This is a genomic window from Paenibacillus sp. FSL W7-1279, assembly GCF_037969845.1.
Lineage (GTDB): Bacteria > Bacillota > Bacilli > Paenibacillales > Paenibacillaceae > Paenibacillus_AQ.
Map to the genome: position 1 here is coordinate 6,273,449 of NZ_CP150215.1, position 22,825 is coordinate 6,296,273.

The following is a 22,825-nucleotide window of genomic DNA, read 5'->3' on the forward strand; positions in this document are numbered from 1 at the left end:
TTCACTTCAAGCTCTGACCGGCCATGCCCTCGATCTCCTCCTGGGAGAAAGCGAGCAGCAACAGGCGCTCGCCTCGCGGGAGCCGCCAAAAATCTCCGGGACGAAGGTGATGCCGGACCCACAGATGATACAGCATCGTCGTCATTCCCCCGGAGCCGATCAGTTTTTTAGGTCAGCAATCTCAACTCCGAAGCCGGACAGCTCCAGCACTTTATCGCCTACGGCATCCAGCTCTCCGGCCAGCAGCATGCGGCGAACTGCCTGCTCTCCGCCCGACAGCTTCAAGCGGCTTGTAATCCGCGGATCGCCCCAGCCGCTAAGCGTCAAACCCTTTACCGACAGACTGCTCGTGGCCTCGGAAATTAGCAATGCATTAAACGTCTCCGTATCCACCTTCTCATCCACCGCACCCTTTATCGTACGGCGAACGGTACAGCGCTCGCGGATGCTGTCGACCTTGCTCGAAGTCAAACCCTGCAGCACCATCTTCATATCCAAACGCTTAATGCGTACCGTTTCCTCTGGCAGCTTCTCGGCTGCCTCAAACAGACTGTCCAAAATTTGCTCTTCGCTCATGTTCTCGTGCAAGCTCATGCGTATATCTCCTTTACTCATAAAATAATTGATTTCATCTTCCTATTTGCAGCGGGCGACGCCCGCCCGAATCAGGCATTCCTTACCGGGCGAACCCCCGCTTTGTGACACACTCAAGCAGCGCTTAAGCAGAAACCTCTTAATTCCCCTGAATCGGATCCAACAGCTCGTACCCCTCGAAGGTAAATGAAGTTTCCTCCTGCACTTCCTCACCGGCTGTCCAGTTGGCCAGCTGGATTTTGTCCGGCATGCAGCGGATCAGACGAACGCGCTCATGGCCGTAGGATTCGGGATCATCCAGCTTGGAGATGATATCGAATTTGGTGAAGCCGCGGGAGATCATATCGGAAGTAACCTTGTAACCAGTCATCGTGCCGGTTCCTTTTTTGCTGCCGTTTTTGTGTACCGTCCAGTCGTTGCCGACCAGCTTCAGCTCGCGTTTCTCCAATTCCACGCTGGCTTCCAGCTTGTTAATGTGCGTCTGCCAAACCCCGTCAATGTACGCTTGGCCGTATGTCCCCATAATGACTCTTGAAGCATCCAACATGTTAAATTCCTCCTCGATTTCTTTTCAGTTTTTTCTTAAAAAAAGCCCTCTTCGGGCAGTCCGTCTCATCTTAAATACGCTGATTGCCGTACTCGTTATTGCACGTAAAATGTACCGAACAACTGCTCCATCACATCGGTCAGCTTCACGTTCCACTGCAGGAAGACCTGATCCGGCTCCGGCGTGTTCACGGCAGAATCGCCATAGTACGCTGGATCGAGAATGACGTCATAGCCGTCCGGCTCGATGACATTGCTCAGCGACAACGAAGCGAGATATTCCTTTACGGCACCGATCAGCGCCAGACGGCCTTCCTCCGTATTGTTCACTTTGCCGATGTAAGTCTGCTCTGCAGCCAGCTGCAAATCCGCATGGATCGCGTCCATCACGCGGATGGAACGGATTTTTTTCCAGGCATTGTTTTGGCCTTCCGCCGGATTCACCAACGTGTTAATGCCGCGCAGCGCCTTCACCTGACGTCCGTCGTAGAAAAGCACGAATACGCCATTGCGTACGGCCTGCTCCTGCTCGGAACGCGTCCAGCGGCGGGTCACATCCTCGAATGGCGTTACCGCATATGTAGCGGATTGGTTCAAGCGTTGACCCGCAATAAGCCCGGCCACATAAGCAGCCGTCTGGGCAGAACTGTAGTTCACGCCGGACAGACGCACGCCCGTACCTACATTGATAATCCCTTTATGGTTCAATGCAAGCGAACGGGCCGCCGCCAGTTTGGCTGCATCCTTGGAGATGTCGTCCGCAGCGCTTCCGCCGAATACGGCCATCACGCCGCGTCCTTCTTGACGAAGACGCTTCACCCAGGCCGCAAAGCTCTGCAGCAGAGCCATATCCGCAGCATAATCCAGGGCCAGTACGTTGAATTCCTGGCCTTCGACCGCATCCTGCATTTCGATATAATCTGCATTCGTCAGGCCGCCGTTGCCGCTCTTGCCCCCGGACAGCACAGCTCCGTTCACATCGGCAGGTACGCCGGTCGCCTCTAGTGCGGTAGCCGTTACCCAGAGATTCTCATCGTCTTCATTGATCTGCGCCGCAATCGACGCTGCTGTCCCGTCCAGGCTTGTATAGGTGCCAAGTAGCTTGGCACCTTCATAGAGGCGAAGCTCGCGTGCGGCCGGGTCGATCAGCGACGGCTGCACGGTTACGGAGAAGCCGTTGCCACGACTGCCCGGATATTTGGCCTGCAGCTTCAGCACGTCGGAAGGCGTAGCTTCCGCATTTTGCAGCGTTACGCTAGCCGCTGCCGCCGTGTTATCTGCCAGGCGATAAGCCAGCAGTTTCTTCGGCCCGCCAAGCAAGGCCAAATAGAGCGTTTCGTAAGCCGTAGCTCCATCCTGGCTATCCGCGGAATACAGCTCGGAAATCGCGAACTCGCTGCCGATTTCCACGAACTCGCGCACCGGCCCCCAATTGGCTTTAACGGGTACGACAACCGTACCGCGGGATCCGCCTTGGATAGCCGACGCGGCAGCCGCCTTGAAATTCATATACAAACCCGGAAGTACCGGTTTATTTGTGCTTTCCCATGTTCCACCTGCCATGTTTAGTCCACCTTCGCTTTCATAAATTGTTGGATTCTTTCTTTGACTTCGGTTACCGTGAACAGCTCTCCGTCTGCCTCATACATGGCACCCGCGAGCACTTCCGCCCGAACCTCGAACAGTTCCTTGGCGTGCGTTACGAGTTCATCTAGCGCATATCGCGGAGCGCTGATACTGCGAGCTTCTGTCTTGAGTGTTTTTTTTACAGCCATTGTGACCACCTCACTTTAAAATTGGATGAACGTTAATGCGCCTGATCAATGCAGCTTCCTCCGGTGAACGCATCTTCCGCTGCGCCAGAGTCAGCTTCAGCTGCCCGTCCAGAATGGGATCGGCCTGCACATCGGAGGAAATCTCCGCAACGGATAAATAGCGGCGATTCTGTGAATCCAGCATCAGCTGGACCTGGGTACCAAGCTCCTCCACCAGCCTTGCAGCCGTGAGCTGCTCGTCCGCGGAATCAAGAGCGGCAATATGCCCGGTAAAGGTTTTGCGAACCTCGAACATCGAAGCTCCCGCCATCTTGGTCTCACAGCCCGTCATCCGCCATAATACGGCGTGATCATCCCGTCCCGCCGGCCATGCCGTATGATAGATGCGCCATGGATCGCCCAGTACTTCTCCTGTCCAAGCTGTCAGTGTATGCAGCCACTCATCGGGTTGTCCGGTGGAACCGGTCCCGGATGCCTGGGGTACATAGACGCCGAATCGCATGATCCGGATCATTTTGCCTGAAACAGAATCGAACTTGTCGGCTTCCGGCACACCCAAATAATGAAGCTTGAATGCATTCCCATCGGCTCCGATCACCCGCTTGCGATGTAGTCCCGGGATTAGAAGTTCCACCCAGCGATCTAACTGAAGCAATTCGGAACGATCCGCGTACAGCTTCAATCGCACCACCTGCCGGTATCCTGCCCAGGAGGATTTCCAAACGTCCTCTCCCAGCGTCATAACGCCATAAAAAGGCTCGCTAACCCCATCCGGCGGATGTACGTCATATATTCGGCCTTCAAGCTCAGGTACGATATCTAGAGTGGCCTGCTTGATCGCCCCTCTCATTCCGCAGATGGCCGGGTGGCTTCCGGTCGGTTATGGGATAGCCAGCTTCTTGCGGCGCTCACATGCTTGCGCAACACGGCCCCCTCCTTTCCTTCATATATAGAGAATCGAAAATGAAGCAATCGAAGCCTAAGGCCGCAGCAAAAAACCGGTCCTTCATAAGGCCGGCTCACATCTACACTGTGTGTGTTCGGTATGCTCTGTTTAACTTCATTTCCGATAATACAATCTTACACCCCTAAATCGGATGCGCTGACGTCTTATGGGACGGATAATGCGGAACTTAAAGTGGAATGTCGGCGGAAAATAGTACGAACCTATGTTCGTATTTATTGCTGTTTTCCCCATTTCATTTTAGGTTCTGCCTCATGGTGCGGTATCTTCATCTTGTTATAGAAAAAACCGGAGGGCCTCATTGAGGTCCTCCGGTTTAGGCTCGGTTTAATTATCCATCTCGGCGATGATCAGTTCATTTTGCTCTTTGCGGACTTGTCCAACTCTTGCAGCTTCAGCAGCCCCCTGTCTGCTAAAGCCAGCGCCAGTTTATAGAAGGCCCGGGTGCGGATCTTGGTATACGTATCCTTGCTGACCGGCGGTTCGAGGATATGGTTGTACACCTTGTAATCGAATACGTCGTCCTGCTTCATATAACGTTCCCGAATCAAGGTCTGTTCCCTCTCGCCAAGCCGTTCCACGATTGACTCGATGGTCTCGCAATACTGCTTCCTGGCCGCAGGCATATCTACATTATATATGGCAACCGATGCCGTTTGGTCCGAGGTGACGTTGGTCGGTCCATGAAATCGTTCCGTGTAGGATGCCGTGACGCTCGCCTCCCTGACTTCGAATGTAATGGTTTTATAGATACGATATTTCTCGAATATCGCTTCAACAGCACTTTGGGTCTTTCTGCGATCCAATTCCGGTAAAAATGGATTCATTCGAAAAACACTCCCTTTTGATTGTCATTGTCGAGGTTTGCTTTGCCATTTGGCAGAAGTTAGTCTCACCTCGAGTGTTCGCATTTTGTTCGTATTTTTCATTAATATACCACTATTTGGAGACCCGCGTAAACCTTCAAAAGGGTGAACTATTCACGAGAATTTGGAGCTTACCTTTCATATTCTTGCCTTTTGGCAATAATACTCTCTTTTATTTTACCTGTTGGCAAAGGTGGGGGATGTGTTTATACTATAAGTAGATGTTTCAGATGGACTATGGTGAGGAGTGGCCGGAACGTGGATCACATATTTGGATCATACTTGAAAGAGATGAGGGAGAACAAAGGCTGGAGCATCAATCAGCTGGCCCAAGCCGCCGAAATCAGCGGTTCGCAAATCTCCCGGATCGAGAATGGGCTGAGGGGCATCCCCAAGCCGCAAACACTTCGCAAAATGGCAGAGGCACTGGAAGTTCCCTATGAAGAGCTGATGAATAAAGCAGGTTATCTGCAGCAGGATGCTGCCAAGCACGAGAATATCTCGGCACCCGCTTGGGCAACCTCCAGGGATAAACGGGATTTCAAGAAAATGCTTGAGGATGACGGTGAGCTCATGTTTGACGGCGTCCCGCTGAACGAGGAGGACAAACAGCGCATCAAGGACGTTCTGACCGGACTGTTCTGGGAAGCCAAGCAAATGAACAAACGCAAGAAATAAATCTACATGGATAAGGAGATACATACCGATTACAACGATTCAACCAATCCCAATATTGCAGGTGAACCGGCATGGATGATCATTTACAACCCTTAATCCGTCAGCTGATCAAAAAACATCATACCAACTGCCCTTTTGAAATTGCGACTTCCTTGGGCATACATATTCGATTCGCCGATTTAGGCCAAACGACCAAAGGGCTGTATTTTCGTAAGCTGAGGCGGAGATTCATCGTCATCCACAATCAGCTGCCGTCGCCATGGCAGCGCTTCGTATGCGCGCATGAGCTCGGGCATGACCGGCTCCATAAGGGTATCAACCGCTTTTTTCTGGAGGAGCATTCCTATTTCAGTCCGGGCAAACTGGAGCGGCAAGCGAACCGTTTTGCCATTGCCCTATTGACGGCGGGTTTGGCTCCCGGACCGGGCGAGTCCTTACACGAGTTCTATCTACGAGCTGGCATTCCACAAGAAATGCTATATTTTTTTAGATTTTAAACGAACATACGTTCCTTATTTGAGTGAAGGATTCCAGATGGCTAACTCCCTCCTGCGAGCAAAAAAAAACAACCCGCTCTTGACATGACGTCAAAAGCGGGTTGCTATGGAAGCCGACGCCTCCCTTGGATAAGAGGTTAGCAGCTAAGGACGGCAGCAGGTTCCTTCTATATTCCGTCCGTTTTACTCCGTTCAAAGCGGTTCAAAGATGGCTACCTGTCGTTTGCCCACCTTTATATGCTGAATCCTTTGAAACCGATCATGCTTTAATTTTTGCCCTTTGTCGGATATGACCGCAACCACGGAGCCGCCAGGATCCAGGATGGAATGAATGCCGTTAAAGAAATCCTTCACCGGCTCATCGCTTCCGCCGCCCCAGCTAACCAGGTCACCATAAGGGAGATCGGTCATGACGATATGGGTGCCCTTGCAGGAGGCCAAGCTTTCCTCCGGTTGGGTTATATCGGCTTGAAAACAAGCCGTCTCTTCCACACGCGAGGACCTTAACAGCTCCCTCAATCGGCCAGCGCTTTGCAGCGCATCCTGGTGAGACGGCTTCTGATACAACGCCAACAGTTCTTTCAACTGTTCGGTGCGTTGTTCCAGCCCCTCTTCGCGGAGCAGCGACAGGTTTTTCGCGGCTATTCCGAGCACCTCTGCGTTAATGTCAGAGCCGATCACGCGATGAATGCGCTGCCCGTGCAGCAGCCCAACCACCGTCAACAGATACGCCCCGCCGCAGCAGGGATCGAACAAGGTATATGGCCCCTGTACCCCTTTTTTCTCCAATAGTTGAAAGCACCGCTGCGCAATCTCGCTGGCTAGTCTGACAGGGAACGAAGTCGTTCCCTGCGCATTATACAGAACTCGGCCGCTGGCGAAATCCTCGTAGCTGCGCTGGGCTGATTCATAGATATATTCCATTCAAACGATTCCTTCCATCCGGCTAAAGCCTAAGTAGTTTCTAATGATTCCACATACAGATTAACATCCCTTGGCCCTATCTCAAAATCCGGTCCCGGCTTGGGAGGTGATGCCATGGAAGTATACCAAACATTGACGCTAATGATTTCGTTCGCGACGCTGGTGGTGTTAATACTTTCGTTCCATAAGCAAAACCGTCTATCGACGTACATTCACAGAAGACAGACCGCGTTTAGAGGACGTTTTTCTTGCGATTATCGAATGAGTTCAGCTTCGCTGAAAACTTATAAATTCTATAATCTTAAAAAGAAATAGACCGCCCTTGGTCAGGATCACGGTCTATTTCTGATCGGATTTCCTATTGCCGACCGCTCTTATAGCGGTACGTTGTACGCCGGGATCGTGTTCGCGCACGGTCCCTTTTACATTCTATACACATTATAATGGAGTTTATTCACAAATGCCAAGCCTGGCTTGAAAAATCGCGCGAATGATCGGCACCTGCCGCCTCACTTATCCAGATGGGACATATAATCAAACGCTGTCGTGCCGTACACATTCTTGAAATGCCGGTTCAAGTGGGCGAGATCCGTGAAGCCGCACTGGGTAACGGCCTGGTATACATCCCGGCTGTCCTCGATCAGATGCTTGGCTCGCTCCACTTTGCAGTTCAGATAATACTGATAAGGCGACAGCCCCGTATTTGCTTTGAAGTAACGAATGAATTGATACTTCGACATCCCGAACTCCCCGCTTAATTCGTCGAGACGGAGAACATGATCCAGATGATCCTGCATCATTTCTTTGGCCTTCCGTGTAAACACGCTGTCCTTCCGGCTATCCGGGTTCAGAATACTCTCGTTAAAATGCCCTGCCAGACCCAGCAGCAGCTCGCTGCTTCTTGCCTCCGGCTGACCCGTGAAGATCGACCTCGTCACATCCAGAATGCTCTTCCGCAGCCCGGCGTGATATACAATCGGGGATTGGAACCGGACGATATCCTTTTTCTGAATCAATTCCAGAAATAACTCTGGATGAATATAGATCATCACATAATCGATGCCCGTTCGTTCCTGGGACCAGCCATCATGATTCTGCTCCGGATGGAACAGCATAACCCCGCTTTGGTAAGAAGCCTGCTGACTGCCGTCCAGCGAGTACTTCTGAATGCCGCGCAGCGTGACGCCGAGGGCGTACTCCTCGTGATAATGCTTTTTATATTTGAAATCCGTCAGGCTCGCGGACAGCGCCGTAATGCCCACCGCTTTTTTATAGATAAACTGCTCCATCTTCCATCACCCCTTTATGAGCTCCGGTATGCCGGATACGACGATTGCCGAGTACAGAAGAAACAAAGCCAGCATCGTGTTGGTCGTTCTCCGATATTTTTGCATAATTCCTTGAAAAAGGCTACCGCACACGGCCCAGGTCATATACGCGGACAGCCCGATTAACGATACCGCGACAACAAACGCCGAGATGACAGGACCTGCCGTATAATACGGCATGACGTAGCTCGGAATGACCGTCAGTGTAAACAGTACCACCTTCGGATTGAGAAACTGCATCAGAAAGCCGGACGTGAAGGACGCCGTTTGATTCGTGCCGGACTTGGATACGTCCATGGTATACACCTGATACGTGAGATACAGCATGAACAGGCAGCCTACGATCCGCAAGATTGGCAGTACGATTGGCATGCCTGTAGACAGCAGCTGGCCCAATACCACGGAAGCAGCGATTAATAAGAAAAAAGCGATGGAGGCGCCAGCAATGTAGCGCAAGGTCTTCTTCATGCCGGAATGCTGAACCGAAGACAAAATGACGATGTTGGATGGTCCCGGCGAGAAAGCCACGATAAAACAGTAAATAAAAAAAGAAGACAGGTTCATGATGATAGCTCCTAACAAAGGAATTTCCTTTGTCATTATAGAGCTGGAGGCGAAGCAGGGCATAGTACATTATTGCAGCGGAACTAGAGCCGCACGAATACGGCTCTTCCCGCAGATTCCGGTTTCTTCTATCGCCCTTAGTGACCGGACTGGTGCGTCTTCGGTTGTTCCTGCGCATGCGCGCTGCCGGATAAATTCAGCAGAACGACCCCTGCGATGATCAGCAGGATCGAGAATATTTTCAGACCATTAATCTGCTCCGCAAAGAATATATAACCGATGACCGTAATGATCATAATGCCAAGTCCCGACCAGATCGCGTAAGCCACGGATATTTCAATCTGCTTCAAGCTCAGCGTCAGGAAGCTCAAGCTGCAAATATAGAATACCACCAGCAGCACGCTGGGCAGCGGTTTGCTGAACCCTTCCGACAGCTTCATGTTCAGCGTCCCTGCCACTTCAAACAGAATCGCCAAACTTAAATAGAACCAATGCATAATCTCAAGACTCCTCCCGTTTCTCTGCGGCAATCCCGAACAGCAAGATGTCCATAACGGACTGCAGCAGCTCCCCTAGCGGCAATTGATGCTTCACCGCCGCCCTCGTATCGTAAATCTGATGGAGGGATCCGAGATACAGATCGATGAACAGCGGCATATGAATTCGTTTGATGCTTCCCTCGGCCATGCCCCGCTCCATCAGCTCGGTGACAATGCTCCATTCCTCTCGGAAAAAGGTGTCCAGCTTCTCCCATTGCGCATAATGCGTGCGCTTCAGATCCGGCAGCATCCCCAAATCCATCTGCTCCATCTCCTGGGGCAGACAGATTAGAATCTGGTGTATCTTCTCCAGAACGGTAAGCCCCTCATCCGCCGCAATTTCACGTTCGCGCTGCTGGATATGCCGGATCATCCCGTCAATGATATGTTCAACAATCTCTTCCTTGGATGAGAAGTGCTCATAGATCGTCCGTTTACTAATGGCAAGGACGCGGGCCAGATCACTGACCGTAAACGTAAATCCTTGCCGCTGAATTAAGCGGATCGTTTCATTCAATATTCGCTCGCGCAAGTGAACTAACTCCCCTTCTGGTACCATAAATACTATTCTGGTACCATCAGTATTATAACGCCTCGATCAGCATGAAATCCAGACATGATTTTTTAAATTTAACGGGGAAGAAGATAGCTTAACTTTGAATCTCATAACAAAAAAAGCCCGCTTACGTAACGTAAGCAGACTCTTTTCGCTTTCACCAACCCTTTAATCAAACCGCACGTCGCCAATGCCGAACCATGGAAAATATCCGGATGCGGCATAAGCGAAAGCGGCGGCTACTGCGAGTAATCCGATAACCAGAAGATCATAGCGCGAATAACGCGACGGGTAATAATACGTCCGGGACTTCGCCTGATCGCCGTCGAATTGCTTGGCCTCCATCGCGGCGGCCACCCGATGGGCCCGGCGGATGCTCTGTGCCAGCAGCGGCACCACATACAATCCTGCGCGGTTCACCATGCCGCGAATCCCGCGAATCGGGCGGACTCCTCGTACCTTCAAGGCTTGGCGGCGAATCACATATTCCTCCCATACCATAGGCAGCAGCCGGATCGAAGCCATGAAGCTGTAAGCATACTTGGGCGCCAGCCGCAGCTTCTGCATCAGGCTGTAGAATAAATCCACCGAGGACGTTGTGGTCACGAGCAGCAGCCCCTCCGAGGCAAAGGCAATTCCCTTAAAGCCCAAATGCAGCCCCCGGTAGAAGCTTTCTTCCGATACCCGGAACAACCCCCACTCCCACCAGATCGTCTCTCCCTTACCGAACAGCATCATGGAAGAGGCGGACGATATGAAGGCAAGCAGAAACGGAATGAAGAACAACAGCATTTTCCACGGCTTCACCCCGCTAAGCACCACGAGACAGACCATAAAGATGAACGCCTGATACAAAACAAAATCAAGATCATGGGTTAACACCGTCATGAAAAACAGCGCACAGATCAGACCCAGCTTCACCACCGGATTCGCCCGGTGCAGCCAAGTGATCCGCACGGGATTCCATATGTTCATGCGTTCACCCCCGTGAGGCGATGATCGGCCGCGGCTAAGGTACCCCGGGGGTCGGCAGCGCCGTTTGCTCCCTTAGCCGCCTGCCGGGATTCAATCCCGCCAGACCAGCGCGGGGATGGCATGCTCGAGGTCAGCTGTCCCTCCCGTATTTCCCATATATGCGTGGCGACCCGCTGCGCGATCTCCATTTCATGCGTCACCATGAGAATGGCGGTTCCCGCACGGCGCAGCTTCTCGCACATCTCCAGAATCGCGAATGTATTCCGCGCATCCTGTCCGAAGGTCGGCTCATCCAGAAGCAGGACGGACGGCTGTCTTGCCATGGCCGTAGCCACGCTCAAGCGGCGCTTTTGGCCTGTCGACAGCTGGTACGGATGCCTGGCCTCCAAGCCATTCAGTCCAAAACGTTCAAGACAGCGCTCGGCCTGCGCCTTCGCTTCCTCCGGCGGCACATGATCCACCAGCAGCGAGTAAACCACCTCATCGCCGATGCGCTCCGTCAGGAATTGAAGCTCCGGATTCTGAAACACGAATCCGATTTGGCGCAGCTGCTGCTCTCTCTTCTTCCGAACCTTCCTGCGTTTGCCCTGAATGACCTCTTCCCCGCAGAGCATATAGGTCCCTTCGGCGCGAAGCAGCCCCATCAAACTGAGCAGCAGCGAGCTTTTGCCTGCTCCGTTCGGCCCTACCACCGCAATGAATTGTCCCGGAAACACCTCGGCCGAAGGGAGCGTGATGACCGGTTTATCCCATCTCATTCCCCTGAAATTCGCCAGTTGAATGACAGGCTCCCCACGTTGAGCATACGGCGGAGCAGCCTCATGCAGGAGATTACCCCGCTCATCGCCAAGCGCATCGACCGGAGCAAACAACTCTCTGCCCGCCCGGGTCTGCGCATAATCATCCCATACGCCGGGATACCAGATTCCATAGGCTTGGAGTTCCCGCTCGAATTCTGCGAATATCGCTGCCGGAGGACCTTCGCCCAGAATCACGCCATCCGGGCTGAACAGCACGACACGATCCACGTATCTGGCCATTTCTTCGATCCGGTGCTCCACGATGATCAGTGTCCGCCCTTCCGATACGGCCTTCACCGCCGACCAGATTTGCTCCCTTCCTTCCGGGTCGAGCAAGGCAGATGGCTCGTCAAGGAACAGCACCTCCGGCTCCAGCAGCAGAGCCGAAGCCAGCGCTAACCTTTGCTTCATGCCTTGGGACAAATGCCCGATCGGCATATGAAGCTCCTCAAGATCAAGCCCCACCTCGCGGAGCGCCGCTTGCATCCGCTCCTTCATCTCATGGCGGGGGACACTTAGATTTTCCAGTACGAAAGCCAGCTCTTCATCCACGTACGGCATGCAGAACTGGGTATCCGGATCTTGGAATACATACCCCCAAGAGCGCGGAACCAGCTGCGACTCGCATTTCATCGGCACCTCCGTTGCGCGGGGAATCATCCCGCTAAGCACCTGCAGCAGCGTGGATTTGCCGCAGCCGCTCGGACCGAGCAGCAGCACCTTCTCCCCGCGGACAGCCGAGAAGGAGAGGTCTTTGAACATCAGTCGCTCCTCGCCCGGATACTTCAGACGCAATCCCTCCACATACACGGCCGGTTCCGAAACCATCTCAGCGGACTGAGCCGGAACCAGGCTAACCGTGGCATTAGACATGGCGCGGATCATCCAGTGCTTCGTAATCCTTCTTCGACGCAGGACGCAGCAGGGATGTGACGCCCGTGCGGTCCAAGGCTTTGGCCAGCAAGAGCATGAGCAGACCTGCAATGACGGCACCGCTGAGTACTCGCATACCGTATTTGGCCAGGAACATCCACGTCTGCAGGTCATCGGTATAGCTGTAATAGAAGTCCATGATCATCGATCCGATGGCTGCGCCTGCTCCGGCAATCGCCAGCGTCCACGCCGAGGTGCTCCGATAACGGAACGCCGCGAATACCAATTCTGCCCCAAGTCCTTGAATGAGGCCATACAGCAGCAGAGTCAATCCCCAGCCGCTGCCAAACAGCACTTCTACGTGGGCAGCCGCCACTTCCGCAATGATGGCCACTCCCGGCTTACGGATTAGCAAGTAAGCAAGCGTGGCTGCAGCGAACCACATTCCGTATAACAACTCATCCGCTTCAAAGAACAGCGGTTTTAACAGATTGTAAACCGAACCCCAGAAGTGATAAATGACGCCAAGCACCAGCGATACCAGCACCGTCACCAAAATATCGCTTAACCGCAGCCCTTTTCGGGGCTGAACCCCCAACTTCTCTTGCACAGATGTTCCCATAACCACACATTCCCCTCTCCACCTCTATTTTTGTGTAAACACAACAAAAAACCGTCTGGAAAACGCGCAGACGGAAAAATAGGCCCTATGTAGGCAGGGTCGGATATTCTCTACGCTGGCATTACCCAGTTCAGATTAACGGTCAACAGCGGATAACAGCTGCAATCTCAGCCTGATTCACTCAAGCCCCCGTATTCCCTATTCGGTTTCATGTTAATCTTAAAATACACATTCGTTCTCCAATTAGCAAGAACCTTTTTTCAAAAATGGCTATTTATTGATTTCCAGCTCATTCTATGTCAATATCAGAGTGATTGGCTTTTCCACCAACGTTTATTGCTGACACCTATGCACAAAGGAGAATGACATGGCTAAACAATTGCTGCGTCTGATGACTGAGCTGTCCTCCCGCAAGTGGCTGTCCCGAATCATGGGGCATTGTTCCCACAGCCGGCTGAGCCGTCATCTAATACCTGCATTCATACGAATTTATCAAATTCCGGCGCATGAAGCGGAGAAAGAAATCCACGAATACCGCTCACTGAACGAATTCTTTTCCCGCCGGTTAAAAATAGGCCTGCGCGCCATAGACGACACCGCCGATGCCATGGTAAGCCCCGTCGATGCCACGATTTCGGCAATGTGCGCCGTTAATGCCGGCACCATTCTGAGCGTCAAGGGACAGGATTATACCCTGAGCGAGCTGCTCGCCAAATCACCGAGAATGGAAAATTACATCAACGGCTACGCATTTGTATTGTATTTAAGCCCAACCGATTATCATCGCATTCATTCCCCGGTAACCGGTGTTCAGGCGGAAAGCGAGCATCTAAAGGGACGCGTTTACCCCGTGAACGATTTTGCGATGACCCATATCCGGCACGTGCTCAGCCGTAATGAGCGCCTCATTACCTATATTGCGCATGAGTTCGGCGAAGTTGCCGTCGTGAAGGTCGGAGCCATGAACGTGAGCAGCATCCGTTATGCTGACGAGAACGTGAAGAAATACGAGATCGGCGATGAACTCGCGTACTTTGAATTCGGCTCTACCGTCGTGCTTCTGACAGAGAACGGCACGTTTACTCCGCGCGGTGACCTGGAACCCGGCTCCAAGGTGAAGATGGGAGAGCTGCTTGGTTTGCTACACCCGTCCCCAACCAGAAGAGGGTAACGCCATTCACCTTAACAAGCTTCACCAAGCATCGCATGACAAGTTAAGGCCATGAATCATTCGCTGCATGAATGATTAACGCCTGTCCAGCATCCGATAAACGATCCGCTGAAACAGCCGATCCGGCAGCACGCCCTTGATCCATGCGGTCAGCCGCGTACCTCGGGGCAGCGTATAGCGGAACCTCGGTTTGGACATGGACGCAATGTTTGCCACAAGCCTGGCTACCTCCTGCGGATCCCCGCTTCCCCTGGCTGTCCGCTCGGAATAGTCCAGCACGCCCTTCAGCAGACCGCTGTAGGGTGATCCTTCCTTTACCGTAAGCTCCCCAAAACTTTTATTCCAGATCGGCGTGCCATAGGCACCGGGCTGGATCAGTACGACATCGATGCCAAAGGGCATCAACTCCATGGACAGGCTCTCACCAAACCCCTCCAGCGCAAATTTGGATGCCGCATAGGGACCATAACCCGGAAAGCCGACCACGCCGCTAATGCTGCTCATGAGAATGATTTTGGATCGTCCGGTCTTGCGCAGCAGCGGGAGCATATGCTGCGTTACCGATACGGTCCCGAAAAAATTCGTCTCCAACTGCTTGCGCCAGCCGCTGAGCGGTACTTCCTCCACCATGCCGCCTACCGCTTCGCCGGCGTTGTTCACCAGCACGTCCAAGCGGCCGAACTTCTGCTCTAACTCCCAAGCAGCAGCCTTGACTTGTTCCTCTAAGCATATATCCAGCTGGAATACGTGAATGCGTTTGACAACGTCTGCTTGTTCGGCTCGGGTCATCAGCTCTGCAGCCGCCTCCGGCCTGCGCAGACCCGCTGCCACGTCATAGCCCGCTTTTGCCAGCTCCAAGCTGATGAGCAGTCCGAACCCGCTCGACGCGCCCGTGATCAGCGCAACCTTTCCTGCTCCCGCCGTTACCACCAGATCACCGCTTGCTCCGCCAATGCCGCTCTCTCCGTCACACCCGTCACCCTTCCGTTATCCGAACTGCCTGTCCGGTCCATTACAACCCTGCGTTTAGCGCTTTATACATATCCCTAATATAACAAATTTTCGCAATGCCAACAGAGTCCCTATCCGTATATGCACCCTTTTACAACGTAATCAGACAGACTCCCTATTCCCATGTACATCCATTAAATAGCCCCACAAAGTGGAGCCTATGCTTCGATGCTTATTCCAAATACTTTGCGGGACCCCAATACAAAATGCCCCACAAAGTGGAGCCTATGCTCCGATGCTTATTCCAAATACTTTGCGGGGACCCCAAAACATATCAAAAAAAAGGGAGCCATTTAGCTCCCTTTTGCGTTCATCCAGAGAAAAGCGTATATGATAACGGGATTCAATGTCCCCCGTATGTAGGCCTAGGTCTCGTTAAAACCACACATTCTGATGATCCTGAGTCGTTGTCTTCATGCGGCGCAAGCGATTTCTGAAAATACCGCAGCCACCGCGACTAAAGAAACGTCCACGCACCCGTCTTCTTGGGCTCATTCCTCTCTCCCCCCTTCAAAATGAAACTGTATGTCGTTTTTACCCTAAATCGCTTGCTATGAAACCCATTTGCCCTTCGACCCGCCAGGTAAGTTATGGAAGAGCGGGAAATCACCGAATCTCGGATGGGCTCTTGCCCGTATACTGCTTAAATTGCCGGCTGAAAAAGAATATATCCCGGTAACCCAGCGCGTCGGCTACCTCCGTTACGTTCATCCCTTGATGAAGCAGCAGATGCTGCGCCCGCTCGATCCGCATCTGAATGATGTAGGACTGCACCGGCGTGCCGATCAGCTCCTTGAACTTAATCGAGAAGTAACGGGGGGACAACCCCGCTCTGGCCGCCAAATCCTCGACCCGATGGGGAACCCCCGGGTGCTGGCGAACGTAATTCGCGATTTCATGGATCGCCTCGGAAAGCTGATTGCTTGCTTTTTTGACCACCGGCTCAGCGAGATCCGAACGCAGCAGATGAATCATCAGCTGTTTCAGAATAAGCTGCCCCTCCTCCAATGATCCATAGGGTTTGTCCAGATACAAACGCACGTAGCGCGCGAGCAAATATTCGAAATCCATCGTTTCCGTCAGCTTGCGATAGGATGCAGGGATATGTTGAACCGGGTCGGCCACGTCAAAATGGATATATGTCAATACGAGCGGTTTCTGCGGATTATGCGTCGCGCTCGTATGATCTCCTGGTCGGAACAGGAAGCAGCTTCCTTTTCCCACGGCAAAGGGCTCGTCATTGAGCTCGACCGTGCCTTCACCGCTCCATACATAGAACAAATCATAATTCTGCATGGGTCTTTCGCGTTTTTGCCATTTCCAGCCCGGCTCACATACGATTTTGGCAAGCGCAGGCATGATTATAAAAGAAGACGGCGATGCATTCAGCATCACGTCATAACCCCCTCATCTCATTCAAAAATTGACCTCTTTTCCATCATACCCGTTTTTTATGTTTTTTGCATGTCCCGCCATGCCTGCGCCATCCGCGCAACCCCTTCCTCGATGCTGGATATGCCGAGATGCGAGAAGCCGAAGCAGGCGGCAGGCGGCCCGGGCGCACGATGATAGGCCGCTGCATCCCGAAACATGACGCCGCGCTTGCGGGCAGCTTCCTGGAACAGGGCATACTCTTCCGCGGAGCGCAGCCAATTGGCGTAGACGTGAAGGCCGGCATCGCCGGGATGGAGTCGAAACAGTTCGGAGGCATGGGTATCCATCGCCTGGCGAAGCGCGCCATACCGCGCGCCGTACAGCCGGGTCATTCTTCTAAGATGCCGACCGTATCCCCCCCGCACAATAAAGCGCGCCAGCGCGCGCTGCTCTAATACGGCAGGTGAGATCGGCTCGTACAGAGCCTTGGCCTGCACGACCGCCTCAACCAGGCTTGGGGGCAGCACGGCATACCCGATGCGGAGCCCGGTGAACATCGTTTTGGAGAACGAACCGACGAAGATGACACGTCCCTCGTTATCCAGCATCCGCAAGGGCTCAATCGGCTTGCCGCCCCAGCGGAACTCGCTGTCGTAATCATCCTCGATAATAAAGGCCTGGCGGCTTCGTGCCCAATTCAGCAGCGCCCTTCTTCGCTCGAGCGGCAGGACCGCGCCCGTCGGGTATTGACGGCTGGGGCTTACGACAAGCAGGCCGGCGTCCCAGTCACGCGGTATCAATCCGGCATCGTCGACGGGGGACGGCAGCGGAATCCCGCCGCTCAGGTTTATGCCCCGGTGGATTCCCTGATACCCCGGATCCTCCATCACCACGTGATCGCCGGGATCAATCAGCAGCTGAAACATCAGGACAAGCCCCTGCATGGAACCGCTGAAGATCACGATATGCTCGGGATCGGCCTGTATGCCCCGCGTAAAGCGCAGGTGTCCGGCTATCGCCTGTCGCAGTTCGGGATCCCCTTCCGGCGGCGCGCCGTTCTGCAGTTCGATTCCCCCGCTTCCGCCTGCGTAGGATAACGCGCTCCGCCACTCCGAATAGGGGAAATCCTCCATGGGCATCCTCGCATTCGCGAAAGAGATCTTACCCGGGGGAGGCTCCTCCAGCAGCTGCTGTGCCGAGATATATTCCCCGCTCTGGTTCATCAGGCGTTGTCCCCAAGCGGAGAGCACTGGCGCCCGCTCGGCCGATGGCGGCTGGTCTGCCATCGCAGCAATCCCTTCGGCAACATAAGTTCCGCTGCCCTGCCGGGATACGACGTAACCCTCGGCCATCAGCATGTCATAACACTGCGCGGCCGATCCCCTGGACACGCCATACAGCTTTGCAAGCTCCCGTGTCGCGGGAAGTCGGGTTCCTTCCGGCAGCTTGCCGCTATGAATGGCCGCGCGAATTGCGTGGTACAAAGCCAAATATTTATATCGATATTGTTCCACATAGGTCTCGAATGGCAATCCCAGCTCCATAATGACGACTCCTCTATTGTTGTTTCTTTAAAATTGGACTATATAAATTACTCTAAATTGGCGCTTTTTCCTTGTCAATATTCATCGTATGCTGTTAATCAAAATGATAGGGGGAGCGTTTAACCATGAGAAGAGACGAATTTACGATGGAGGATCAACAAGAAATTGAGGACTTCCTTAGCGGCATGAGCTTTGGTTTCCTTGGAACAGCCGATGAAGAGGGAATTCCGCGTGTAACGCCATTGAACTACGCCTATGTTAACGGCGCGTTCTATTTTCATGGCAGCCGGATGGGGGAAAAAATGGACCATTTGCGCCGGACGCCCGCCGTGTGCTTTACCATCGCCGATGAGTATGCCCTGATCCCTTCCTATTTCTCCGATCCGGAGATGGCCTGCCCGGCCACGGCCTACTTTAAAAGTGTAACGGCTGTCGGCGAAGTGGTAATCGTGGATGATCTGGAGGAAAAAGCCCTTGCGATGGAGGCCCTAATGACTAAACTGCAGCCTGAAGGCGGATACCGCGCCATCGACGCGAATGACCGGGCTTATATCCCCAGACTGAAAGGGGTAGCCGTCATCAAGCTCGCTCCGCAGCGAATGAGCGCTAAATTCAAGTTCGGCCAGAACCTGAAGCCGGATCGGCTCCAGGTCGTAGTCGAAGGGCTTGAATGCCGCGGCAAGGAGCGGGATGAAGAAACCGCCGGACTGATCTGCAAGTATCACCCTGGACCGCGTTAAAGCATTACAATTATCCGTGACGGTTCCTGGGGTAGGTGGTATAATGTTAGGCAATGAAAACGTAAAGGCAACTTGTCACCTGCACTTACCTTAACCAAAAGTATTCGGAAGGAAGGAATCAGTTCATGAACCCATTGGTTGGTCAATTGAATGGAAAAATGCAAGCCGGCAATCCGCATGTGTACGACATGCTCTCCACACTCGGCAAAGAAATCTACTTCCCGAAAGAAGGCATCCTGAGCCAATCTGCGGAAGCGACGAGCCATGCGAAAAAATATAACGCTACGATCGGTATTGCAACCGAAGGCGGAGTCCCGATGCATCTGGGCGTCATCCAGGACAAACTTTCGGCTTACCAGCCGAAGGATCTGTACCCGTATGCCCCTCCGGCAGGCAAGCCGGAGCTGCGCTCCGTATGGCGAAACAAGATGATTCAGGAGAACCCTTCGCTTGAAGGCAAGAGCTTCAGCAATCCGATCGTTACGAATGCGCTGACGCATGGTCTTAGCATCGTAGCCGATTTGTTCGTGGATGAAGGGGACGCCGTTATTTATCCCGATAAGAATTGGGAGAATTATGAGCTGACATTCGGCATTCGCCGCCATGGCATTCATGTAACCTATCCTCTCTTCACAGACGATATGAAATTTAACGCCGAAGGACTTCGTCAGGCTCTGCTGAGCCAGAAGGATAAAGGCAAAGCGGTCGTTCTGCTGAACTTCCCGAACAACCCGACGGGTTATACGCCTGGCGCTCAGGAAGGGGCCGCCATCGTGTCCGCAATCCAGGAAGCGGCCGAAGCCGGCATGAATATTGTGGTTGTTACGGATGATGCGTATTTCGGATTGTTCTTTGAAGATTCGCTGAAGGAATCACTCTTCGGACGTCTGGCAGGCCTTCACCCTCGCGTGCTTCCTGTGAAGGTTGACGGAGCGACCAAGGAAGAATTCGTATGGGGATTCCGTGTTGGCTTTATCACGTATGCGGCAGAAGATAAAGACGTGCTGGACGCATTGGAGCAGAAGACGCTCGGCATTATTCGCGCTACGATATCCAGCGCCTCCCACCCTTCGCAAACCTTTGTGCTGGAGGCGCTGAAGGCGCCGGAATTCCATGAACAGAAGGAAGAGAAGTTTGCCATCATGAAAGGCCGCGCCAACAAAGTGAAGTCCATTCTCGACAGCGGCAAATACGGCGATGTATGGGAATACTATCCGTTCAACTCCGGCTACTTCATGTGCCTGAAGCTGAACACGGTAAATGCCGAGGAGCTCCGTTCCCATCTCATCCATAAGTATGGCGTGGGAACCATCGCCCTTGGCGAGCATGATCTCCGGATCGCCTTCTCTTGTATTGACGAGGAGTATTTGGAGGATCTGTTCGACCTGGTCTACAAAGGGATTCAAGACCTGCAGAAGGTTTAATGATCCGTTGCATCCAACAACATAACCGTTCAAGCATAACAAAGACCGGGGAGAATCATCCCCGGTCTTCATTTTTTCTTCTGCCACAAATAAACGCTCGCCCATACACATAGACCATTAGCTACATACAATACCGTGTACTACAAATCAACGAACTGAAAGGGGAATGAACATGGGTGCAGTTGAAGAAGTAAGATACGGCGGCGGATACGGCGGTGGATACGGAGTTGGAGCAATCCTGGTTCTCTTTATCCTGCTCGTTATCATCACTCGTTCTTTCTGGGTGTAACGACAACTAGATAACAGCCTAACAGAAATCGCAGGTCGCCACACCACGCACTGCGATTTCTGCAACCGGAATAACCCATACTATAATTACAATAGAAGGCCGGGACGTTAACGTCCCGGCCTCTTCCCATTTATTCGTCGTCATCATCTTCACGTCGGCTCTTCCGGGCAGCAGCGCTTCGGAACAGAAATACAAGCACGATCCCCGCAGCCAGCGTACCCAATATACGTCCGGGGGCACTCAGGATGTCCGGAATGAGTGGGAGCCACAGGAGGACAGCCCAGAACAGCTGCACCTGGAAGATCAGCTTCCCTTCATTGTCGCGGCGCGTACCTTCCGGAAGTGGGTAGACATGCAGCCAGAATGATTCCGGGTGAAGCTTTCGCAGTGCAGACAGTTGGAGTCCGATAATCATCAGGCTGACCAGATACACAATCGCCGATACCAGACTCTCCCGGGTTGCCCACACAAGAAAGGCACCCAGCAAACCGACCCGAATCAGTATGGCCAGAATATCACTGCGCGTCAGGCTCTTAATGAGAAGAAAGCGATAGGCGCTTTCCTTCTTCCACGCCAAGCCTTTGCCCCATCCGGACAGCCATTTCCGCGCATGGACACGCTGCCCGCGCTGAGGCACATTCACGAACCAGCTCAGCACCATCATCACCCGGCTCGCCTGTCGCTCCTCAACGGCGATGAATCGTTCCCAAGCAACTAGGTGCTTGACGGGTACTGACAAGGCCGCAACATACGTGAGGCCGAGCAGCGCCATGAATAGGAGGGCGCGGCCTGTTGGATGCCATAACCAGGCGGCTAAACTCAGTGCTGGAACGATCCAGCGGAGTACCCTGTAGGCTGCCGCCGCGTTCCTTGACACCATAAGCTGCTCCTTCCAGCTGCCGAAGCTTGACAGCAGTTTAAACAGCATCAGAACAACAAACGTTGCCAGCAGCGGTTTTGGCGAAACATCACTGCGTATGTATAGAGGCCATAGAATTAACATCACCAGTCCCAAACCGATGATTTTATAAATGACGCCACTGAACCACGCTGTACTGAAGTATTCCTTCATCCGGGATTCCTGCGGAATGAGGAACACCGTATCCGCCGGACGCAGATAGGTGCGGATGCTGCTGTTGATCATGAGGGGCACAAGGAAAATCATCATGATCCAGCGAATCGGCAGATCTGGCGGAATCTGCTGCAGGAGTGCAGTATACCAGGCAGCGAATGCAATCAGCAGAAACAGAAATACGACGGCTACCCCGCTCTGTATGACATAACCCAGATAGGGGAGAATTTCACCCCAGAACTGCCCGCGTCGTTTGACATACAGCTCACGCAGGTTCATTCGCCTTTACCATCCTGAATCAGCACATTAAACAGCTCCTCCAGCGACATCCCCGGCCTTCCCGCTTGGTCCTGGATTTCCTTCAGCGTTCCCTGAGCAATGATGCTGCCGCGGTGCAGCACGATGAACCGGTCGCAATAATTCTCAATCGTGGAGAGAATATGGGAGCTGAGCAGTACCGAAGCGCCGGACGCCTTCAGCTCCAGCATGAAGTCAAGCAGCGAACGTATCCCGAGCGGATCAAGCCCAAGGAAGGGCTCGTCAATAATGTACAGCGACGGTCTGGCGACAAACGCGCACATGATCATCACTTTTTGGCGCATACCCTTGGATAAATGCGTGGACAGGCTGTCCATCTTCTCTTCCATGCGGAACATCTTGGACAGCTGCTCCGAACGCGACTCATAATCTTCACGGGATACGCCATAGGAGCGCGCCGTAAACTCCAGATGCTCGCGTACCGTCATCTCTTCATACAGCAGCGGGGATTCGGGGACAAACGCCAAAGCGCCGTGATAAGCTTCGGAATGCTCTGCCCGGCTCTTCCCTTGCACCTGAATGCTCCCTTTTTGCGGGTTCATCAGTCCGAGAATATGCTTCATCGTGGTGCTCTTGCCCGCCCCGTTCAGGCCGATCAAACCTACCATCTCACCCGGTTCAACCTGAAAGGTTACATCATGCAGAACCGGTCGATTCATGCTATACCCGCCGCTTAACCCTTGAACAGACAATACCGGCTGTTCACTCATTATCGATCACCTCTTATTCTGAAAAGTCCGGTCCCTATGGATGTCGACCACATCCGATGAATCGGACCCGA

General features: G+C 53.1%; 26 protein-coding genes and 1 riboswitch. Of the genes, 6 read left to right on the forward strand and 20 right to left on the reverse strand.

Translation table 11 applies throughout. From position 1 onward, the window contains the following. Position 1: 1 nt before the first annotated feature. From MKY82_RS28380 to MKY82_RS28410, 7 genes are all read right to left on the reverse strand, one after another. Positions 2–136: a hypothetical protein gene (locus MKY82_RS28380; protein ID WP_015737373.1), complete on the reverse strand. Its 135-nt coding sequence runs from the start codon at positions 134–136 to the stop codon at positions 2–4. Positions 137–159: 23 nt separating this feature from the next. After that, positions 160–594: a hypothetical protein gene (locus tag MKY82_RS28385; RefSeq protein ID WP_071222452.1), complete on the reverse strand. Its 435-nt coding sequence runs from the start codon at positions 592–594 to the stop codon at positions 160–162. Positions 595–733: 139 nt separating this feature from the next. Beyond that, entirely contained in the window at positions 734–1,141 is a 408-nt protein-coding gene (locus tag MKY82_RS28390; RefSeq protein WP_071222451.1) for a phage tail tube protein, read from the reverse strand. Positions 1,142–1,236: 95 nt separating this feature from the next. Beyond that, on the reverse strand, positions 1,237–2,703 hold the full coding sequence (locus tag MKY82_RS28395; RefSeq protein WP_339294867.1) for a phage tail sheath family protein: 1,467 nt from the start codon (positions 2,701–2,703) through the stop codon (positions 1,237–1,239). A gap of 2 nt (positions 2,704–2,705) precedes the next feature. Continuing rightward, positions 2,706–2,915, reverse strand: coding sequence for a hypothetical protein (locus MKY82_RS28400; protein ID WP_194544503.1), 210 nt, complete (start codon positions 2,913–2,915; stop codon positions 2,706–2,708). 10 nt (positions 2,916–2,925) lie between these two features. After that, a complete protein-coding gene (locus MKY82_RS28405; protein ID WP_194544504.1) occupies positions 2,926–3,765 on the reverse strand; it encodes a hypothetical protein in 840 nt (279 codons plus the stop codon). 464 nt (positions 3,766–4,229) lie between these two features. Then, positions 4,230–4,706, reverse strand: a complete 477-nt coding sequence (locus MKY82_RS28410) for an ArpU family phage packaging/lysis transcriptional regulator (RefSeq protein ID WP_194544505.1) — start codon at positions 4,704–4,706, stop codon at positions 4,230–4,232. Between the two features lie 297 nt (positions 4,707–5,003). Here MKY82_RS28410 and MKY82_RS28415 point away from each other — a divergent pair, with 297 nt between their 5' ends. After that, a complete protein-coding gene (locus tag MKY82_RS28415; protein WP_339294868.1) occupies positions 5,004–5,423 on the forward strand; it encodes a helix-turn-helix transcriptional regulator in 420 nt (139 codons plus the stop codon). A gap of 71 nt (positions 5,424–5,494) precedes the next feature. Continuing rightward, entirely contained in the window at positions 5,495–5,920 is a 426-nt protein-coding gene (locus MKY82_RS28420; RefSeq protein WP_220683930.1) for an ImmA/IrrE family metallo-endopeptidase, read from the forward strand. A gap of 192 nt (positions 5,921–6,112) precedes the next feature. Here the strand turns inward: MKY82_RS28420 and MKY82_RS28425 are convergent, their stop codons facing one another. From MKY82_RS28425 to MKY82_RS28460, 8 genes are all read right to left on the reverse strand, one after another. Further along, on the reverse strand, positions 6,113–6,844 hold the full coding sequence (locus tag MKY82_RS28425) for a hypothetical protein (RefSeq protein ID WP_339294869.1): 732 nt from the start codon (positions 6,842–6,844) through the stop codon (positions 6,113–6,115). A gap of 509 nt (positions 6,845–7,353) precedes the next feature. Continuing rightward, entirely contained in the window at positions 7,354–8,133 is a 780-nt protein-coding gene (locus tag MKY82_RS28430) for an AraC family transcriptional regulator (protein ID WP_194544508.1), read from the reverse strand. A 6-nt stretch (positions 8,134–8,139) separates the two neighbouring features. Further along, positions 8,140–8,736, reverse strand: coding sequence for a LysE family transporter (locus tag MKY82_RS28435; RefSeq protein ID WP_194544509.1), 597 nt, complete (start codon positions 8,734–8,736; stop codon positions 8,140–8,142). 137 nt (positions 8,737–8,873) lie between these two features. Then, the gene (locus tag MKY82_RS28440) at positions 8,874–9,233 is read right to left on the reverse strand and encodes a multidrug efflux SMR transporter (RefSeq protein ID WP_339294870.1); all 360 of its coding nucleotides are present in this window, start codon (positions 9,231–9,233) and stop codon (positions 8,874–8,876) included. Positions 9,234–9,237: 4 nt separating this feature from the next. Beyond that, positions 9,238–9,807, reverse strand: coding sequence for a TetR/AcrR family transcriptional regulator (locus tag MKY82_RS28445; RefSeq protein WP_339294871.1), 570 nt, complete (start codon positions 9,805–9,807; stop codon positions 9,238–9,240). A 192-nt stretch (positions 9,808–9,999) separates the two neighbouring features. Then, complete coding sequence (locus MKY82_RS28450) at positions 10,000–10,806, reverse strand: energy-coupling factor transporter transmembrane component T (protein ID WP_194544512.1); 807 nt, start codon at positions 10,804–10,806, stop codon at positions 10,000–10,002. Beyond that, a complete protein-coding gene (locus tag MKY82_RS28455) occupies positions 10,803–12,479 on the reverse strand; it encodes an ABC transporter ATP-binding protein (protein ID WP_339294872.1) in 1,677 nt (558 codons plus the stop codon). The genes MKY82_RS28450 and MKY82_RS28455 overlap by 4 nt, the downstream gene beginning before the upstream one ends. Continuing rightward, positions 12,472–13,101 carry an ECF transporter S component gene (locus MKY82_RS28460; RefSeq protein ID WP_100539197.1) on the reverse strand — a complete coding sequence of 210 codons (630 nt, stop codon included), beginning with the start codon at positions 13,099–13,101 and terminating at the stop codon, positions 12,472–12,474. The genes MKY82_RS28455 and MKY82_RS28460 overlap by 8 nt, the downstream gene beginning before the upstream one ends. A gap of 90 nt (positions 13,102–13,191) precedes the next feature. Then, positions 13,192–13,304: riboswitch (TPP riboswitch) on the reverse strand. Between the two features lie 164 nt (positions 13,305–13,468). Here MKY82_RS28460 and asd point away from each other — a divergent pair. Further along, positions 13,469–14,272, forward strand: coding sequence for an archaetidylserine decarboxylase (gene asd, locus MKY82_RS28465; RefSeq protein ID WP_339294873.1), 804 nt, complete (start codon positions 13,469–13,471; stop codon positions 14,270–14,272). Between the two features lie 75 nt (positions 14,273–14,347). Here the strand turns inward: asd and MKY82_RS28470 are convergent, their stop codons facing one another. From MKY82_RS28470 to MKY82_RS28480, 3 genes are all read right to left on the reverse strand, one after another. Beyond that, complete coding sequence (locus tag MKY82_RS28470; RefSeq protein WP_339294874.1) at positions 14,348–15,202, reverse strand: SDR family oxidoreductase; 855 nt, start codon at positions 15,200–15,202, stop codon at positions 14,348–14,350. Positions 15,203–15,889: 687 nt separating this feature from the next. Beyond that, complete coding sequence (locus tag MKY82_RS28475) at positions 15,890–16,675, reverse strand: AraC family transcriptional regulator (protein WP_113060056.1); 786 nt, start codon at positions 16,673–16,675, stop codon at positions 15,890–15,892. A gap of 59 nt (positions 16,676–16,734) precedes the next feature. Next, complete coding sequence (locus tag MKY82_RS28480; protein WP_339294875.1) at positions 16,735–18,201, reverse strand: PLP-dependent aminotransferase family protein; 1,467 nt, start codon at positions 18,199–18,201, stop codon at positions 16,735–16,737. A gap of 125 nt (positions 18,202–18,326) precedes the next feature. Between MKY82_RS28480 and MKY82_RS28485 the strand changes: the two genes are divergently transcribed. The 3 genes from MKY82_RS28485 to MKY82_RS28495 all read left to right on the forward strand — a co-directional run bounded on the left by MKY82_RS28485 (position 18,327) and on the right by MKY82_RS28495 (position 20,654). After that, positions 18,327–18,941, forward strand: a complete 615-nt coding sequence (locus MKY82_RS28485) for a pyridoxamine 5'-phosphate oxidase family protein (RefSeq protein WP_339294876.1) — start codon at positions 18,327–18,329, stop codon at positions 18,939–18,941. Between the two features lie 125 nt (positions 18,942–19,066). After that, entirely contained in the window at positions 19,067–20,365 is a 1,299-nt protein-coding gene (locus MKY82_RS28490; RefSeq protein WP_339294877.1) for an aminotransferase class I/II-fold pyridoxal phosphate-dependent enzyme, read from the forward strand. A 172-nt stretch (positions 20,366–20,537) separates the two neighbouring features. Then, a complete protein-coding gene (locus tag MKY82_RS28495) occupies positions 20,538–20,654 on the forward strand; it encodes a sporulation protein YjcZ (RefSeq protein WP_083397722.1) in 117 nt (38 codons plus the stop codon). A 130-nt stretch (positions 20,655–20,784) separates the two neighbouring features. On the opposite strand, the gene MKY82_RS28500 is transcribed toward MKY82_RS28495, so the two are convergent. After that, the gene (locus tag MKY82_RS28500; protein WP_339294878.1) at positions 20,785–22,005 is read right to left on the reverse strand and encodes an ABC transporter permease; all 1,221 of its coding nucleotides are present in this window, start codon (positions 22,003–22,005) and stop codon (positions 20,785–20,787) included. Beyond that, positions 22,002–22,754 carry an ABC transporter ATP-binding protein gene (locus MKY82_RS28505; RefSeq protein ID WP_071222429.1) on the reverse strand — a complete coding sequence of 251 codons (753 nt, stop codon included), beginning with the start codon at positions 22,752–22,754 and terminating at the stop codon, positions 22,002–22,004. Before MKY82_RS28505 ends, MKY82_RS28500 begins: the two co-directional genes overlap by 4 nt. Positions 22,755–22,825: the final 71 nt, after the last annotated feature.

Excerpts from the sequence above, each read along its gene's own strand:
- MKY82_RS28380 (WP_015737373.1), bottom strand. The coding sequence starts at position 136 with ATGCTGTATCATCTGTGGGTCCGGCATCACCTTCGTCCCGGAGATTTT.
- MKY82_RS28460 (WP_100539197.1), bottom strand. The coding sequence starts at position 13,101 with ATGGGAACATCTGTGCAAGAGAAGTTGGGGGTTCAGCCCCGAAAAGGG.
- MKY82_RS28385 (WP_071222452.1), bottom strand. The coding sequence starts at position 594 with ATGAGCTTGCACGAGAACATGAGCGAAGAGCAAATTTTGGACAGTCTG.
- asd (WP_339294873.1), top strand. The coding sequence starts at position 13,469 with ATGGCTAAACAATTGCTGCGTCTGATGACTGAGCTGTCCTCCCGCAAG.
- MKY82_RS28430 (WP_194544508.1), bottom strand. The coding sequence starts at position 8,133 with ATGGAGCAGTTTATCTATAAAAAAGCGGTGGGCATTACGGCGCTGTCC.
- MKY82_RS28485 (WP_339294876.1), top strand. The coding sequence starts at position 18,327 with ATGAGAAGAGACGAATTTACGATGGAGGATCAACAAGAAATTGAGGAC.
- MKY82_RS28490 (WP_339294877.1), top strand. The coding sequence starts at position 19,067 with ATGAACCCATTGGTTGGTCAATTGAATGGAAAAATGCAAGCCGGCAAT.
- MKY82_RS28440 (WP_339294870.1), bottom strand. The coding sequence starts at position 9,233 with ATGCATTGGTTCTATTTAAGTTTGGCGATTCTGTTTGAAGTGGCAGGG.
- MKY82_RS28450 (WP_194544512.1), bottom strand. The coding sequence starts at position 10,806 with ATGAACATATGGAATCCCGTGCGGATCACTTGGCTGCACCGGGCGAAT.
- MKY82_RS28480 (WP_339294875.1), bottom strand. The coding sequence starts at position 18,201 with ATGGAGCTGGGATTGCCATTCGAGACCTATGTGGAACAATATCGATAT.
- MKY82_RS28395 (WP_339294867.1), bottom strand. The coding sequence starts at position 2,703 with ATGGCAGGTGGAACATGGGAAAGCACAAATAAACCGGTACTTCCGGGT.
- MKY82_RS28495 (WP_083397722.1), top strand. The coding sequence starts at position 20,538 with ATGGGTGCAGTTGAAGAAGTAAGATACGGCGGCGGATACGGCGGTGGA.
- MKY82_RS28505 (WP_071222429.1), bottom strand. The coding sequence starts at position 22,754 with ATGAGTGAACAGCCGGTATTGTCTGTTCAAGGGTTAAGCGGCGGGTAT.
- MKY82_RS28400 (WP_194544503.1), bottom strand. The coding sequence starts at position 2,915 with ATGGCTGTAAAAAAAACACTCAAGACAGAAGCTCGCAGTATCAGCGCT.
- MKY82_RS28475 (WP_113060056.1), bottom strand. The coding sequence starts at position 16,675 with ATGCTGAATGCATCGCCGTCTTCTTTTATAATCATGCCTGCGCTTGCC.
- MKY82_RS28435 (WP_194544509.1), bottom strand. The coding sequence starts at position 8,736 with ATGAACCTGTCTTCTTTTTTTATTTACTGTTTTATCGTGGCTTTCTCG.
- MKY82_RS28410 (WP_194544505.1), bottom strand. The coding sequence starts at position 4,706 with ATGAATCCATTTTTACCGGAATTGGATCGCAGAAAGACCCAAAGTGCT.
- MKY82_RS28420 (WP_220683930.1), top strand. The coding sequence starts at position 5,495 with ATGGATGATCATTTACAACCCTTAATCCGTCAGCTGATCAAAAAACAT.
- MKY82_RS28455 (WP_339294872.1), bottom strand. The coding sequence starts at position 12,479 with ATGTCTAATGCCACGGTTAGCCTGGTTCCGGCTCAGTCCGCTGAGATG.
- MKY82_RS28500 (WP_339294878.1), bottom strand. The coding sequence starts at position 22,005 with ATGAACCTGCGTGAGCTGTATGTCAAACGACGCGGGCAGTTCTGGGGT.
- MKY82_RS28405 (WP_194544504.1), bottom strand. The coding sequence starts at position 3,765 with ATGAGAGGGGCGATCAAGCAGGCCACTCTAGATATCGTACCTGAGCTT.
- MKY82_RS28390 (WP_071222451.1), bottom strand. The coding sequence starts at position 1,141 with ATGTTGGATGCTTCAAGAGTCATTATGGGGACATACGGCCAAGCGTAC.
- MKY82_RS28425 (WP_339294869.1), bottom strand. The coding sequence starts at position 6,844 with ATGGAATATATCTATGAATCAGCCCAGCGCAGCTACGAGGATTTCGCC.